Origin of the sequence: Formosa bonchosmolovskayae (assembly GCF_051016085.1) — a bacterium.
In the GTDB taxonomy this organism is placed as follows: Bacteria; Bacteroidota; Bacteroidia; order Flavobacteriales; family Flavobacteriaceae; genus Formosa.
In genome coordinates, this window is the sequence record NZ_CP174605.1 from 1,241,897 (window position 1) to 1,257,487 (window position 15,591).

Sequence of the window (15,591 nt, forward strand, 5' to 3'; positions counted from 1 at the left end):
CCGTTAAACTAACTTACTTTCTTATTTTTGTATTCTCTAAATTTACCAAGCATCAAAAAAGATGTTTTTTATATACCTATAATCAAAAGTGAATCCATATAAACAAGGTCGATATTCAGGGTATTTAAGGCCCATCTCTTACGCTATTGATTTGGGGATAATAAATGGTTTAGCATTATTATTCTTTTTTAAAAATGTGAACCCTCTCCTTTTTGTTTCTTTAGTATCTGCAACGTGGATCATTCTTTCTCTGTATTCTCGTTTTTATGATGTATACCGTTTTACAAGAGAGGTCACTATAATGGCTTTACTGGTTAAGCAAGCGTTATTGTTTACTTTAATAGTGTTTGCGTATTTCGGATTTAGACATAATTTAAATGTAAATACTTTAGTTGTTTTACAATACATTGGACTTGTTTTTTTGCTTATTGGACTTGCGAAATTTACGGTCTATTATCTACTTCAGAAATACCGTTCATCATTTGGAGGTAACCTTAGAAAAACGGTGATAATTGGTAAAAACAGACAAACTAATGCCTTAGAGAATTTTTTTAAACAAAATCCTGAGTATGGATATGCCTTAAAGAGCGTTTTTAATTTAAGAGATAAAACCCAAGAATCATTAGATAAATGTCTGCGTTTTATTAAAGAAAATAATATCGACGAAATTTATTGTTCTATTACAGAGTTGTCCAATACCCAAATTCTACAAGTCGTTAATTTTGCAGATAATAATCTAAAGATTTTAAAGTTTTTACCAGACAATAAAGAAATATATTCTAAAAAATTAAAATACGAATATTACGACTTCATTCCAATCTTATCACTTCGTGATATTCCTTTAGAAGAAAGTGTAAATCAGTTTTTTAAAAGGTTATTCGATATCGTATTTTCTTTAATTGTAATTGTGTCCATACTTTCTTGGTTAACACCAATTCTAGCCATTATTATTAGGTTAGAGTCTAAAGGGCCAATATTTTTTAAACAATCTAGAAACGGATTTAATTATAAGGAATTTCAGTGTTATAAATTTCGCTCTATGATGCCAAACCCCGATGCGCATTTATATCAAGCTACAAAAGGAGATCAACGTGTTACCAAAGTCGGTAAATTTATTAGAAAAACAAGTATAGACGAGTTGCCTCAGTTTTATAATGTATTATTTGGAGATATGTCTGTGGTAGGACCAAGACCGCATATGGTAAGTCATACGCATATGTATGCTAAGCGAATCGATAAATTTATGGTACGCCATTTTGTAAAGCCAGGTATTACTGGTTTAGCACAAGTAAGCGGATTTAGAGGTGAAGTAGAAACCGATAAGGATATTATAAATCGCGTAAAATTCGATATTTTTTATATTGAAAACTGGTCGACACTTCTCGATATTAAAATTATTTTTCAGACCTTATTAAATGCCGTAAAAGGGGAAGATAAAGCGTATTAATTAGATTGTAAATGAAACCATTAGTGTCTGTTATTACGCCTGTTTATAATGCTGAAAAATTTATTTCAGATACGATTCAAAGTGTATTAAATCAAACCTATGTTAACTGGGAACTTATTCTTGTAGACGATGGCTCTACAGATGGCTCACTGGATATTATTTCAAAATTTACGCAAACACATACTAATATTTTTCTCTTTCAAAATGATAAAAATTCTGGTGCCGCTATTACTAGAAATAAAGGTACAAAAGAAGCTAAAGGAGATTATATAGCTTTTTTAGATGCAGATGATTTGTGGTTGCCTTCAAAACTGGAAAAACAAATCCGGTTTATGATAGATCAGGATCTAAATGTGTCGTTTTCTAGTTATAATTTAATGGACGAGCGTGGAAACGCATTACACAAAAGAATTCAAGCCTTAGAAACATTATCTTATAATAAAATTCTTAAATGTAATTATATCGGGAATTTAACGGGTATCTATCACGTAAAATCTTTAGGAAAAATATATACTAAAAACCTCAGGAAGCGACAGGATTGGTTGTTATGGTTAGAGGCTGTAAAGCGATCAGGATCTTCGGCTTTAGGAATTCAAGAGCCATTGGCTAATTATAGACTTCAATCTGATTCTATGTCGGCTAATAAATTCGGACTTATAAAATATAACTATGCTGTGTACAGAACAGGGCTTCAGTTTTCTACAGTAAAGTCCATGTTTTACATGATTCTTTTTCTTTATGAGTATATTTTTGTTAAGTCTAAAAATACTATTGTTTTACCAAAGACTTAAACTGCTTCAATTTGCCGCTTTTAGACCGTTTTAAGGCGTTGTGCTTCTCAAAACGAATCGTTAGTCCATCTTCTAAATAACGCTTCATTTCAGTGGTTATAGCATCTTTTTTTATTTCAGAAATTTCTGATGCTCCTGTATAATCTATTTTAAATGTAGATTTATCTTCTTGGGTTACTATAAACTCTTTTACGTTACCATCATCTTCAATTATCGCTTTAGTGATGTAGTAGAAGGTTAATCCCGCGGTTCGTTTTCCACTTGGTAATATAGCCATGTCACTGGTTCTTCCAGTTAATTTTTCTAAAACAGGTTTTTGTAATGTACTTGTTTCAGAAAGCATACCAATATCTCCTAATTCGTAGCGAATAAACGGCTGTGCCTTGTTATAAAGCGACGTTATTACAATCCGGCCTTCCTTTCCGTTAGACACAACCCGATTGTCTTCATCTAAAACTTCAACAAAAAGGGTGTCGCTGTTTACTTGCCAAATATTATTTGGATTTTGAAAAGCGATTAAATCTAATTCGGAGGCACCATATTCGTTAATTACGGGAACTCCAAAGTGTTGCTCTAAAAGTAGTTTGTCATCGGGAAAAAGCATTTCAGAAGTTACCACGCAACATTTTAAAGTCGGACAAATTTGTTTTAACTTCAGGTTTCTAGTTTTTAGAAACTTAGCAAATTGTACAATAGCACTCGTGTAACCATTTATATAATCGAAAGGTTTTGTTTTAAAAACGTCGAGATAGTTTTGCAATGCATCATCGCTTAAATCAAAAATAGAAAAACGGTAACGGTTGCTTAGTTTATCTTTAAAACGTTCTTTGTAATATCCTATTGTATCTAACGGAATACCATAAAAACGGGCTTGTAGCGAGCTATTAAAATCGATTCCATACCAGCCAAACCTGTTTTGTATCTCTGCCCAAGTTAAGGCGTGACACATTTTGTCTTTGGCAAAAATAAAAGGGGTTCCAGAAGAGCCTGATGTTTTATTTATGTAAACATTTTTGGTAGTAAATCCTTCAGATAAGCGATCCTGTAAAGGTTGTTGTAGATCGCGTTTAGTCATAACGGGAACCGAATTCCAGTCGTTTAGATTTACATTTTTTCCTAAATCCTTATAAAATGAATTGTGCTTTAAGTGATATTGAACAATCTCGTGCTTCTTCGAGTTTAAATAGTTTTCGTATTCAATTGTATTTAATTTATGAATTTTAGAAAGCGTCTGTTTAGCCTCCTTTAATGGAAAGCCATTTAACTGTAATGTAAGATCGAATAGCTTCAAAAGATGGATTGCAAATATGTTTTTGTAAAATAATTATTTTTTAAGCGTAAAAGCAATTATTTTTGCTTCAAACTATACTCAATATGACAATTTTAATTCTAGGATCAGGTGGAAGAGAACATACTTTTGCTTGGAAAATTTCTCAAAGCCCATTATGTAATAAACTTTTTGTAGCACCAGGTAACTCGGGAACTGCTACTATAGCAGAGAATGTTGCAATTGGAGTAACCGATTTTGAGGCGATTAAAACGCTAGTTTTAGAAAACAACATCGATATGGTGGTTGTTGGTCCAGAAGATCCGTTAGTGCAAGGAGTGCATGATTTTTTCTTAAACGACGAAAAATTAAAGCATGTAGCTGTTATCGGTCCTGAAAAAGCAGCAGCAGAATTAGAAGGAAGTAAAGAGTTTGCTAAAGAATTTTTATTCAGACATAATATTCCAACAGCGGCATACCAAAGTTTTGATAAATCTAATGTGGAAGAAGGCTACGCTTTTCTTGAAACATTAACGGCACCTTATGTTTTAAAAGCTGACGGATTAGCGGCAGGGAAAGGCGTGCTAATTTTAAACGATTTAGACGAGGCTAAAGCAGAACTTAAAGCGATGTTAATCGATTCTAAATTTGGTGCAGCAAGTACTAAAGTCGTGATTGAAGAATTCTTAGACGGAATAGAATTGAGCTGTTTCGTGTTAACAGACGGAAAGAATTATAAAGTGTTACCTACGGCGAAAGATTACAAACGTATTGGAGAAGGTGATACAGGTTTAAATACCGGTGGAATGGGAGCTGTTTCTCCAGTGCCATTTGCTACCGATGAGTTTTTAGAAAAAATAGAAACACGTATTGTAAAACCAACAATTGAAGGTTTAATAAAAGATAACTTACCTTACAAAGGATTTGTGTTTATTGGTTTGATAAAAGTAGGAGACGACCCTATGGTTATCGAGTATAATGTAAGAATGGGGGACCCGGAAACTGAAGTGGTGTTGCCTAGACTTAAAAACGATTTTGTAGAGCTGTTACAAGCTGTTGCAAATGGAACACTTAACGAAATTGATCTAGAAATAGACGAACGTGCAGCAACTACAGTAATGACTGTTTCTGGTGGTTATCCAGAAGCTTACGAAAAAGGCAAAGAAATTACTGGGCTAGATGCTATAGAGGGCTCTATTCCGTTCCATGCAGGAGCAGATTTAAAAGACGGTAAAGTATTAACTACTGGAGGACGTGTTTTAGCGATGACGTCTTATGGAAATACCTACCAAGAGGCCACAAAAAAATCTTATCAAAATATAGAAAAACTACATTTCGATAAGATGTATTACCGTAAAGATATAGGGTTCGATTTATAAAAATCGAACTTATAGAAATGAGTGCGAAGAAATACTTTTGTCTTCTTCGTTATTGTCATTAAACTTTTTTAGTTGAAGCATCCAGTATACAAAAAATCCCATTCCGATTAATATAAAAATCCATGAGAATGCATTGGCTAAAAACCAATTTTCAAGCTCTAAATTAGCTAGAGCATCTAGAGGTGCGAACAATACATTTACAAATAGGTCTTGTATTGCGTAAAAAAAATCTTTCATAGTGTAGTATATTTACCAAACAAAAATACAAAAAGAGTTAATGATTACAAGTATTTTTAGTAAATCTAAACCAATAAACTTTTTAGTCGTATTTACACTGACTATAGTTACGTTTTTTATTGCGCATACAAAGTATGCTGTGTCGTCCAATTTATTGGATCATTATGCCTCAAATTTCTTTGTGTTTTGTGCTAGTTTTTCTTCGATTTTAGTACTAGATTTTTTAGTAAGTAAGAATAAATTAACCCAGAAAAGCAGTTATGAAATTTTGCTATATGCTTTATTTTTAATGGCTTTACCGCAAACCATGTTAAATAATAACATAGTGTTTGCTAATTTTTTTATACTGCTATCCTTAAGACGAATTTTAAGTTTAAGGTCGCAACTAAATGTAAAAAAGAAATTGTTCGACGCCGCGTTTTGGATTGCTATTGCGTCCTTATTTTATTTTTGGTCTATCTTATTTATTCTCCTTATTTATTTCGCATTATATTTTCATTCCAATTCTAATTTAAAAGAATGGATGATACCTATCGTTGGAGTTGTAGCTGTTTTTGTTTTAGGGATGTCGTATTCCATAATTGTTTACGACGACTTTTTTTCGGCTCTTAATATCTTACCTCAGGTAAGCTTCGAGTTCGATTCGTATAATACGCTTCAATATGTGGTTGGCGTGACGTTATTAATTTCTTTTGGCATTTGGTCGTCTGTGTTTTATATTAAAACTATAAAATCCAAACAAAAAAACTTTAAAGCGGCCTATAAAGTTGTACTAGTTGCGGCCTTGATTGCCTTTAGTATTATGATTTTATCGCCTAAAAAGGAAGGTGGCGAGTTTTTATTCTTATTCGCACCTTTGGCAATTATAATTACTAATTACCTTGAAACAATTCAGGACAAATGGTTTAAAGAAGTCTTTCTCGGACTCTTAATTGTTGTGCCTTTTGGCTTATTAATGTTGTAATTTTTCTCCAAAACATAAATCGCCTGCATCTCCAAGTCCTGGAACAATATAACCTTTTTCATTCAAGCTTTCATCTACTGTAGCTATCCATAAATGAGCATCTGCATTAAAGTGATTTTCAATATAATCCACACCTTGTTGTGCTCCAATTACACTAACTAAATGGATCTCTTTTGGGGTTCCAAAAGGCTTCAAAGCTTCAAAAGTAGCAACCATAGACTGGCCAGTAGCTAACATAGGATCGGCAAGTATTAAGGTTTTGTTTTCTAACGATGGGCAAGCCAAATATTCTACTACAATTTCGAAACTTTCTGGAGACGATTTATGCTGTCTGTAGGCTGAAATAAATGCGTTTTCGGCAGCATCAAAATAATTTAACAAACCGTTGTGTAGCGGAATTCCGGCACGTAAAATTGAACAAATTACAATGTCATTTTCAGGCAGATCTACTTTGGTTGTGTCTAAAGGCGTGTCGACAGAGGTGGAGTTGTAGTGAAGAGATTTACTTAATTCGTACGCAAGAATTTCACCAATACGTTCAATATTTCGTCTAAAACGCATATTGTCCTTTTGGATGGTTTTATCACGTAATTCTGACATAAATACATTTAAAATTGTGTTTTCTGTAGATAAATTATGAATTTGCATGCTTCTATTTTATGGTGTCTGGTAAAGTTAATTAATTAGAGGTATATTTGTGCTTTAAAATAAAAATGATGTTTACAACTAAGGCAAATACTATTTTTCAGGAGGTAATAAATACCTATCACGTTATAAATACAGTAGATCAGGATTTTTCAAACCCATACAGTAAAGAAGACGATTTATTAGCGCATTTATTATATAGAAAATGTTGGATTGATACCGTACAATGGCATTACGAAGATATTATTCGTGATCCACAAATCGATCCCGTAGAAGCGTTAACCTTGAAACGTAAAATTGATGCTTCTAACCAAGATCGTACAGATATGGTGGAGTATATTGATAGTTATTTTTTAGAGGAATACAAAGGCGTTACACCTAAAGCAGATGCAACAATTAATACCGAAAGTCCAGCTTGGGGTGTAGATAGATTATCTATTTTAGCTTTAAAAGTGTACCATATGGAAGAAGAAGCTACGCGAAAAGATGCTTCTGAAGCTCATAAAAAAGCATGTCAAACAAAATTAGATATTCTTTTAGAACAGCGTGTAGATTTATCGACTGCTATAGATACTTTATTGAACGATATTGCCTCTGGCGAAAAATACATGAAAGTGTATAAGCAAATGAAAATGTACAACGACGACGAGCTTAATCCTGTATTGCGTTCTCAAAAATAGGAATCTTTTTTCTTATAAACTGTGTCTAAACCCATACAACATATTTTAGTTATACGTCTCTCTGCAATGGGAGACGTTGCTATGTCTGTACCTGTTTTACGTGCATTAATAACACAGTATCCAAACGTAAAAGTCACCGTTTTAACGCGTCCTTTTTTTGAACCCTTTTTTCGAGATTTAGATGCGGTAAGTATTTTTCCCGCCGATTTAAAAGGAACGCATAAAGGTGTTTTTGGATTGTATAAACTCTCGAAATCACTTAAAAAACTGAATATTGATGCCGTTGCCGATATTCATAATGTGCTTCGCTCTAAAGTTCTAAAAGCCTTTTTTACAGGTACGCCTTTTGTTCAAATAGATAAAGGGAGAAGTGAAAAGAAAGCGCTTACAAGCGGAGCTGTTTTTAAACAACTTCCAACAACTATTTCGCGTTATGCTGAGGTTTTTAATAACTTAGGTTTTCCTATAGATTTATCTCAACCCACGTTTCCAGAACCATCAATTTTATCGGATAAATTGCAAGCTATTCTGGGAGATCATACAGCGAAGTGGATTGGCATTGCGCCGTTTGCGGCACACGACAGTAAAATGTATCCCATTCAGCAAATGGAAACAGTAATTGAATCTTTATCTAAGGATTATAAGATATTACTCTTTGGAGGTGGTGCGAAGGAGGTTGAAATATTAGACCGATTTCAAACCCAATACAACCATGTGATTAATTTGGCTGGGCAATTAAATTTTAATGAAGAATTAGATATAATTTCTAATTTAGATGTGATGTTGTCTATGGACTCAGGAAATGGCCATTTGGCAGCGATGTTGGGTAAAAAAGTGATTACCATTTGGGGTGTAACACATCCGTTTGCGGGCTTTGCGCCTTTCAATCAGCCAGACGATTATGCCTTAACAGCCAATAGAACAGAATTTCCGCTAATTCCCACTTCAATTTACGGAAACAAATTTCCCGAAGGTTACGAAAAGGCTTCTGGAACTATTGCTCCAGAAACCATCGTAAATAAAATTATATCGGTTATTTAAACGTCGTCGTAATCTACAACAATAGTAGGTGTTGTGGGGTGTGCTTGACACGTTAATACTAAGCCTTCTGCTAGTTCTTTTTCAGTTAATATGTTGTTTTGTCTCATGGTTGCAGCACCTTCGGTAACACGTGCAATACAACTACTGCAAATTCCGCCTTGACAAGAATATGGAGCGTCAATTTCTTTAGCAATAGCAGCATCAAGAATCGATTGTTTTTGCGACATTACAAATTCAACTTCTTCATCGTCTACAATTATTTTTATTGCAGTAGAGCCATCATTTACAACGTCTGGAATGACCTCTTCATCTGTAGCAATTGGAGTGGTAAATAATTCGAAATGAATATTTTCGGCAGTCACACCAAAATCTTTTAAAACATCCTTTGTGGTGGTAATCATGCCTTCTGGACCACATAAATAAAAGGTGTCTATTTTTAAATGTTTGTAGGTGTTTTTCAATAAGAAATTCACTGTGCTTTTTTCAATTCGACCAAACATAGCATCGTCTTCTTGCGACTGACTAAATACCATTTGTATAGAAAAACGCTCGGTATATTTGCTGTGAAGTGCTATTAGTTCTTTGAAAAAGATGGTGTCTTTAGGCGTTTTGTTTCCGTAGATCAGGACAAAGTGACTGTTAGGTTCCTCCTCTAAAATGGTTTTCGCAATACTCATAATTGGCGTAATACCACTACCTGCTGCAAATGCAGCAACGGTTCTGGTTTTAGAAGCATCAGGCTCAAATATAAAGCGTCCGTTTGGTTCGGCAACTTCAATACTGTCTCCAGCTTTTAAGGTTGTATTTGCGTATTTAGAGAATAATCCATCTTCCACAGCTTTAACAGCAACTTGTAATTCGCCACTACTTGGAGACGAACATAATGAGTAGTCTCTACGTACTTCGTTACCGTTAATTTCGGTTTTTAAAGTAATATATTGCCCAGCTTTAAAACTGAATTTATCCTTTAGAAAAGAAGGAACTTCGAAACTAATAGTTACAGCAGCTTCTGTTTCTTTATTTATATTTTGTATTGCAAGTTTATGAAATGCCATTGATGTAATTTTTTACAAATTTAGTGAAGCTAAAAGGTTTATAAATATAATTAAGAAAAAAAATAATACATTGGAATCTTAGGTATGTAATAATTTATATATATTTATGGTGTTATGGCAAATTCAAATTTATATAAAGGTAGTCTTACTACTATCATTTTAAAGCTTTTAAAAGAGACAGATAGCATGTATGGTTATGAAATTACTCAAAAAGTAAAAGCGTTAACTAACGGAGAATTAAGTATAACTGAAGGTGCTTTGTACCCAGCATTGCATAAGTTAGAGTCTGAAGGTTTATTAAAAGTTGAAATGGTAAAAGTAGATAACAGATTGCGAAAATATTATAGATTAACCGATGCAGGAGAGAAGGAAACGGTCTCTAAATTATCGGAATTAGAGCGGTATATACAAACCATGCAGCAATTAGTTAATCCTAAAGTAGTCTAATTATGAAAGTTTCTGAGGGTCAAATAGAAGAGTTGTATCTCTTCACGCGTAAACATTTTGTCGAGCATTACGATGTGCAAACAGAGCTTGTAGATCATTTAGCGAATGATATTGAGTCGCAGTGGGAGGAATATCCACAGCGTACTTTTAGTGATGCTCTAAATCTCGCATTTAAAAGATTTGGAATTTATGGTTTTCAAGATATTTTAGAGGCTAAATCTAAAGCATTAAATCAACACTATTGGAGTGCTGTTTGGACTATTTATAAGCAGTTTTTTACCCTTCCTAAAATTATATTTACTACGGCTTTATGGTGCTTAACCTATTTAATTTTAAGATATACACCCTATTTTAATTATACCTTAATTATTGTAGTTTGTCTGTTGGTATTAATATATATAATTCAGGTGTTTCGTATTAATAAGGTGGTAAAACGAAGGCAAAAAGAAACTGGTAGAAAATGGCTGTACGAAGATGTTCTTGGTCGGTTAGGGGGTATGGCTGGTTTGGCTGGTGGTATTATTTAGTTTTTTCCAAGAATTTTAGATATTGAAAACAGTATTGCAGGATATAAATTACTAATGCTAACTTCTGCTTTGGTAGCTCTGCTAATTTTATGCTACGTTACCTTATTTGTTGTCCCTAAAAAGATTACATTACATTTAAAAGAAGAATATAAAAAATATTACGTGTAACATTTCTTAAATTACGCATACCAATATAAAAACCATACCAAACCAACCATCTTAATTATGATTAAACACTTTTTAAATCTAGAGTGGAAACAATTTACTAGATCGGCAAGCTTCGGGAAAACATTAGGTCTTAAGTTAATAATGGTGTTTTTTGCTTTGTATTTTATAGTGATGTTTTTGTTTCTTGGGGTTGCTATGTATCCGCTACTTAAAAAATTGTTCCCAGAAAACGATCCTTTTGTTGTATTTAATGGTTTTATTTTTTATTGGATTTTAGGCGATTTACTTATGCGCTTTTTCTTTCAAAAATTGCCAGTAATGAGTGTGAAGCCATTACTTACAGTGCCTATAAAACGGATGAATATTGTAAACTTTGTGTTAGCGAAATCGGCTTTGTCTTTTTTTAATTTTTTACCCTTATTTGCAATAATACCATTTGGAGTAACTCTAATTACAAAAGACTATAATGTTTTTACAGTTGTGGTTTGGGTGTTTACAATAATACTTATTACGCTAATTAATAATTTCCTGAATTTTATAATTGAAAGCCTGTCTTCTAAAACAGATCTATCCTTTTTACCCATTATTCTGTTCTCGGGTGTGTTATATACTTTAAATTATTTCGAGATTCTAAATATTTCAGAACTGTTAGCGCATGCTATTCTTGCTATTGCAAATAATGCAGTGTTAATAATTGTTCCTATTTTAGTTTTAATGGGGCTGTATTTTTCTAATTTTAAAATACTGCGAAGTAAATTGTTTTTAGACAGTTCTTTAAAAACTAAAACGCTAGAAGTTAATGCCTCTAACTTAGAGTGGACCAAGAAATTTGGAGATATTGCACCCTTTATGCAATTAGATTTAAAATTACTTTGGCGTAATAAGCGACCAAAATCATCGGTTTGGATGTTGGTTTTTGGGTTGCTCTATGGATTGATATTTTATCCAAATCCAGTGTATCAAGACAAGCCTTATTTTTATGCGTTTGTGGGCATATTTGTAACGGGTATTTTTCTTATAAACTTCGGACAATTTATACCGGCTTGGGATAGTGGTTATTATAAGTTGTTAATGAGTCAGAATATTAAATACAAACAATATTTAAAATCTAAATATACTTTAATGACGCTTAGTGTTATTATCCTTTTTGTGCTTAGTTTGCCTTATGCGTATTTCGGAAGGAAGGTTTTACTTGCTCATTTTGCGGCAGCCATTTATAATATTGGAGTAAATACTTATGTTATTTTGTTTGGCGGATCTTTTAATCGAAAAAAAATAGATCTTAATCAACGGGCCGCTTTTAATTTCCAAGGTGCGGGCGCTGTGCAGTGGCTTATTGGACTACCATTAGTGGTTTTACCAATGGCAATCTTTGCGCTTTTTAATGCGTTTTTTAGTTTTGAAATTGGCATTCTAGTTTTAGTTCTTTTGGGATTAACAGGTATCGTTTTTCATCAAAAACTAATGAAATTTATAATCGACAAATATTTAGATTCAAAATATAAAATGATCGCCGCTTTCGATCAAGATAACTAAAATATTACAGTATGATAACGACAACGAATCTTTCAAAAAAATATAACGGAAACCAAGTTTTAAACATAGAACATTTAGAGATTCCTAAAGGGCAAAGTTTTGGTTTAGTGGGGAATAATGGAGCTGGTAAAACTACATATTTTAGTTTGTTATTAGATTTAATTCAGCCAACAACTGGACATATTACAAGTCACGATATTCAGGTAAATCTAACTGAAGACTGGAAACCGTTTACGTCTTCATTTGTAGATGAAAGCTTTTTAATTGGATACCTAACTGCCGAAGAATATTTTTATTTTATTGGCGAACTTAGAGGTCAGAATAAAGCAGATGTGGATGCACTTGTCGGGCAGTTCGAAGATTTTTTCCACGGCGAAATTCTTGGTCAGAAAAAGTATCTAAGAGATTTAAGTAAAGGAAATCAGAAAAAAGTAGGAATTATTGCCGCTTTAATTGGAGATCCTGAAGTGATAATTTTAGACGAGCCCTTTGCGAATTTAGATCCTACAACCCAAATTAGACTTAAAAAAATAATTAAAGATTTAGCCGAACAAAAAGGAGTTACTGTACTTGTTTCTAGCCACGATTTAATGCATGTTACAGATGTTTGTGAGCGCATTGTGGTATTACAAAAAGGCGAAATTATAAAAGATATTGCAACTAGTGGCGAAACTCTTAAGGAGCTAGAGGCTTATTTTGCAAGTGAACTAGAGGCCTAAAAGTCATTCCAAATATATAGGTTAATCCAAAAAGATGCTTATTTTTACCGTCTTGCATAATATTAGCAAGAGTTTAAAGTTATTTAGTTGATTAAATATTCCAACGTTGAAAACATCTTTTAAGGTTATTTTTATAGCATGTATTTCTGCATTTCTATTGGTGAATTGTTCCCGGAAAAAGGACAAATTTATTAGTAGAAACTTTCATGCAATGGCTACAGAATATAACACACTTTATAACGGTAATCTGGCCTTAGAGGAAGGTCGGGCAAGGCTTAATGATTCTTATCGCGACGATTATTGGAACATTCTTCCGGTAGAGCGCTTAGATTTTGACGACGAAATTTTACTTCCAGGACAATCTAAAAACGAAATCTTTTCTAAGGCTGAAGAAAAAGCTGTAAAAGCTATTCAGAAGCATTCTATGAACATTAAAGGGAAGGAGAAAAACCCTAAAATGGATGAAGCATATTTGCTGTTAGGGAAATCTAGATACTTCGATCAGCGCTTTGTTCCTGCACTAGAAGCCTTAAATTATATACTCTATAAATATCCTTTAAGCGATAAAATTAATGTGGCTCGAGTTTGGCGAGAAAAAACCAATTTGCGTTTAGATAACGACGAACTTGCCATTAAAAATTTAAAACGTTTACTAAGGTTAGAGCAATTAGACGATCAGGAATTGGCCGATGCCACATCGACTTTGGCTCAAGCTTATCTTAACGTAAAAGTTATCGATACAGCCATTACGTATTTAGAAATTGCAGCAGAATCTACGCCAAAACACGAGGAGCGCGGTAGGTATTTGTTTATTAAAGGACAGCTTTATAATTCTTTAGGATATAAAGATAGTGCCAATTTAACCTTTGATCGGGTGATTGAAATGCATAGAAAAATTCCGAGATCCTATTATATAGGGGCTTATGTTGAAAAGGCTAGGAATTTCGATTACGACAATGGGGATAAATTACTTTTCGCAGAAACCTTGTCCATGCTAGAAGAAGATAGAGAAAACCGTCCGTATTTAGGTCGTATTTATCATCAAGTTGGGGAGTATTATTTAGCGACTAAAAGTGATTCTTTAGGTGTTGCCTACTACAATAAATCTTTAAGAACACAACGTGACGACAGCGAGTTAAATGCTAGAAATTATAAAATTTTAGGTGATTTTTACTTTGATAAAGCCGAGTATAAAGTCGCCGGTGCTTATTTTGATAGCACACTTACTAATCTAAAAGTAGACTCTAAACCATACCGAACCGTTAAACGAGAACGCGATAATTTAGACGATGTTATTTATTACGAAGACATCACAAAAGTGGACGATAGTATCATGCATTTAGTAGGTTTGTCTGAGGCAGATCGTTTGGCCTATTTTGAGAATCATACAGCATCTTTAAAAGCTCAGGCCGAGCTAGAATTTGAGCGTCAAGAAGCCGAAGCAAGGTCACAAGAAATATTAAATTCTAATAACGGATTTAATGTGGATACCAAGGCGTCTGCATTTCAAAAAACTGGAGAAGTTAGTAAAGAGGCAAGCACATTTTATTTTTACAACAACTCTACAGCAGCTTATGGTAAAAATGAGTTTGTAAAACTATGGGGAAGCAGAAAAAATGGAGATAACTGGCGTTGGTCTAATACAAATTTTACGGCTTCAACGGCAGCAATCGGAACTTCGGGAGCGGAAGGATTAGATTTAACAGGCGAGATATATCAGCCACAATTTTATTTAGATCAAATTCCTTCAGATGAAAAAATAATAGACAGTATCGCTAAAGAGCGGAACTATGCTTATTTTCAATTGGGCGTTATTTATAAAGAAAAATTTAGTGATTACGAGTTGTCTAAAGATAAATTGAAATCACTTTTAGAGAGTAATCCAGAAGAGCGTTTAATTGTACCGGCAAAGTATAATTTATATAAAGATTACGAGTTGTTAGGACAAACTGGTGAGGCTAATATTCTTAAGCAAGATATTATTGCGAATTATCCAGACTCTCGTTATGCCGAAATTTTAAGTCATCCCAATCAAGCTTTAGCCGAAGATTTAAACAGTCCGGAGTCTATTTATAAATCTATATATAACAAATTTGAAGCGCAACATTTTGCCGAAGTTATTGCACTTTGCGATGAGAATATAAGGCAGTTTGAAGGCGATGATATAGTCGCGAAATTCGATTTGTTAAAAGCCAATGCTATCGGACGATTATATGGTTTTGACGCGTATAGAAAAGCTTTAAACGAAATAGCCACATCTTACTCAAACCTTCCAGAAGGACAGCGTGCCGAAGACTTAAGAAAAAACGTCTTGCCTAATATGGAAGACGATAATTTTAGAGATGTTGAAGATGGGAAACGCTTTAATGTTATCTATCGTTTCGATAACACATCAGAAGAAGATATTAATGCGTTTGTAGAGCAATTAAATAAGCAACTTGAAGATGTTAAATATTATCGTTTATCGACGTCTACAGATGTGTATTCTCCTACAACAACATTTGTTCTTGTACATGGTATAAGTAATTACGTGGTTGCCGAAGACTTTAAAAGCTTGTTTAAAAAGAAAGATAAAAACAGAATCACAAGGCCTTACTTTGTAATGTCTTCTGCTAATTATCAAACGGTTCAAATACATAAAAATTTAGAGGCTTATTTAAGTCTAAATAAATCATAACTCTCCCAAAT

Annotated in this window: 15 protein-coding genes; 11 read left to right on the forward strand and 4 right to left on the reverse strand. The window is 33.5% G+C overall.

Going from position 1 to position 15,591, the window contains the following annotated elements; all coding sequences use genetic code 11:
* Positions 1–88: 88 nt before the first annotated feature.
* A complete protein-coding gene (locus ACKC83_RS05135) occupies positions 89–1,447 on the forward strand; it encodes an undecaprenyl-phosphate glucose phosphotransferase (protein WP_434037257.1) in 1,359 nt (452 codons plus the stop codon).
* Between the two features lie 11 nt (positions 1,448–1,458).
* Positions 1,459–2,238 carry a glycosyltransferase family 2 protein gene (locus tag ACKC83_RS05140; RefSeq protein ID WP_434037258.1) on the forward strand — a complete coding sequence of 260 codons (780 nt, stop codon included), beginning with the start codon at positions 1,459–1,461 and terminating at the stop codon, positions 2,236–2,238.
* Here ACKC83_RS05140 and ACKC83_RS05145 read toward each other — a convergent pair.
* Positions 2,216–3,529, reverse strand: a complete 1,314-nt coding sequence (locus ACKC83_RS05145; RefSeq protein ID WP_434037259.1) for a phenylacetate--CoA ligase family protein — start codon at positions 3,527–3,529, stop codon at positions 2,216–2,218. The two genes, ACKC83_RS05140 and ACKC83_RS05145, sit on opposite strands and share 23 nt — an antisense overlap.
* An 83-nt stretch (positions 3,530–3,612) precedes the next feature.
* Between ACKC83_RS05145 and purD the strand changes: the two genes are divergently transcribed.
* Entirely contained in the window at positions 3,613–4,884 is a 1,272-nt protein-coding gene (gene purD / locus ACKC83_RS05150; RefSeq protein WP_434037260.1) for a phosphoribosylamine--glycine ligase, read from the forward strand.
* 9 nt (positions 4,885–4,893) lie between these two features.
* On the opposite strand, the gene ACKC83_RS05155 is transcribed toward purD, so the two are convergent.
* Entirely contained in the window at positions 4,894–5,121 is a 228-nt protein-coding gene (locus tag ACKC83_RS05155) for a DUF6341 family protein (protein ID WP_414035840.1), read from the reverse strand.
* Between the two features lie 40 nt (positions 5,122–5,161).
* Here ACKC83_RS05155 and ACKC83_RS05160 point away from each other — a divergent pair, with 40 nt between their 5' ends.
* Entirely contained in the window at positions 5,162–6,085 is a 924-nt protein-coding gene (locus ACKC83_RS05160; RefSeq protein WP_414035839.1) for a DUF6427 family protein, read from the forward strand.
* Here the strand turns inward: ACKC83_RS05160 and upp are convergent.
* Positions 6,074–6,733 carry a uracil phosphoribosyltransferase gene (gene upp / locus ACKC83_RS05165; protein ID WP_434037261.1) on the reverse strand — a complete coding sequence of 220 codons (660 nt, stop codon included), beginning with the start codon at positions 6,731–6,733 and terminating at the stop codon, positions 6,074–6,076. The genes ACKC83_RS05160 and upp overlap by 12 nt on opposite strands.
* Positions 6,734–6,801: 68 nt before the next feature.
* Here upp and ACKC83_RS05170 point away from each other — a divergent pair, with 68 nt between their 5' ends.
* Entirely contained in the window at positions 6,802–7,410 is a 609-nt protein-coding gene (locus ACKC83_RS05170) for a DUF4254 domain-containing protein (protein WP_434037762.1), read from the forward strand.
* A 66-nt stretch (positions 7,411–7,476) separates the two neighbouring features.
* Positions 7,477–8,451, forward strand: a complete 975-nt coding sequence (locus tag ACKC83_RS05175; RefSeq protein WP_434037763.1) for a glycosyltransferase family 9 protein — start codon at positions 7,477–7,479, stop codon at positions 8,449–8,451.
* Here ACKC83_RS05175 and ACKC83_RS05180 read toward each other — a convergent pair.
* Positions 8,448–9,506, reverse strand: a complete 1,059-nt coding sequence (locus ACKC83_RS05180) for a 2Fe-2S iron-sulfur cluster-binding protein (protein WP_434037262.1) — start codon at positions 9,504–9,506, stop codon at positions 8,448–8,450. The two genes, ACKC83_RS05175 and ACKC83_RS05180, sit on opposite strands and share 4 nt — an antisense overlap.
* 114 nt (positions 9,507–9,620) lie before the next feature.
* Here ACKC83_RS05180 and ACKC83_RS05185 point away from each other — a divergent pair, with 114 nt between their 5' ends.
* The 5 genes from ACKC83_RS05185 to ACKC83_RS05205 all read left to right on the forward strand — a co-directional run bounded on the left by ACKC83_RS05185 (position 9,621) and on the right by ACKC83_RS05205 (position 15,580).
* The gene (locus ACKC83_RS05185) at positions 9,621–9,953 is read left to right on the forward strand and encodes a PadR family transcriptional regulator (RefSeq protein ID WP_434037263.1); all 333 of its coding nucleotides are present in this window, start codon (positions 9,621–9,623) and stop codon (positions 9,951–9,953) included.
* Positions 9,954–9,955: 2 nt separating this feature from the next.
* Complete coding sequence (locus ACKC83_RS05190; protein ID WP_434037264.1) at positions 9,956–10,480, forward strand: hypothetical protein; 525 nt, start codon at positions 9,956–9,958, stop codon at positions 10,478–10,480.
* A gap of 225 nt (positions 10,481–10,705) precedes the next feature.
* The gene (locus ACKC83_RS05195) at positions 10,706–12,184 is read left to right on the forward strand and encodes a DUF5687 family protein (protein WP_434037265.1); all 1,479 of its coding nucleotides are present in this window, start codon (positions 10,706–10,708) and stop codon (positions 12,182–12,184) included.
* Positions 12,185–12,195: 11 nt separating this feature from the next.
* The gene (locus tag ACKC83_RS05200) at positions 12,196–12,903 is read left to right on the forward strand and encodes an ABC transporter ATP-binding protein (protein WP_434037266.1); all 708 of its coding nucleotides are present in this window, start codon (positions 12,196–12,198) and stop codon (positions 12,901–12,903) included.
* A gap of 211 nt (positions 12,904–13,114) precedes the next feature.
* Entirely contained in the window at positions 13,115–15,580 is a 2,466-nt protein-coding gene (locus ACKC83_RS05205) for a tetratricopeptide repeat protein (protein ID WP_434037267.1), read from the forward strand.
* Positions 15,581–15,591: the final 11 nt, after the last annotated feature.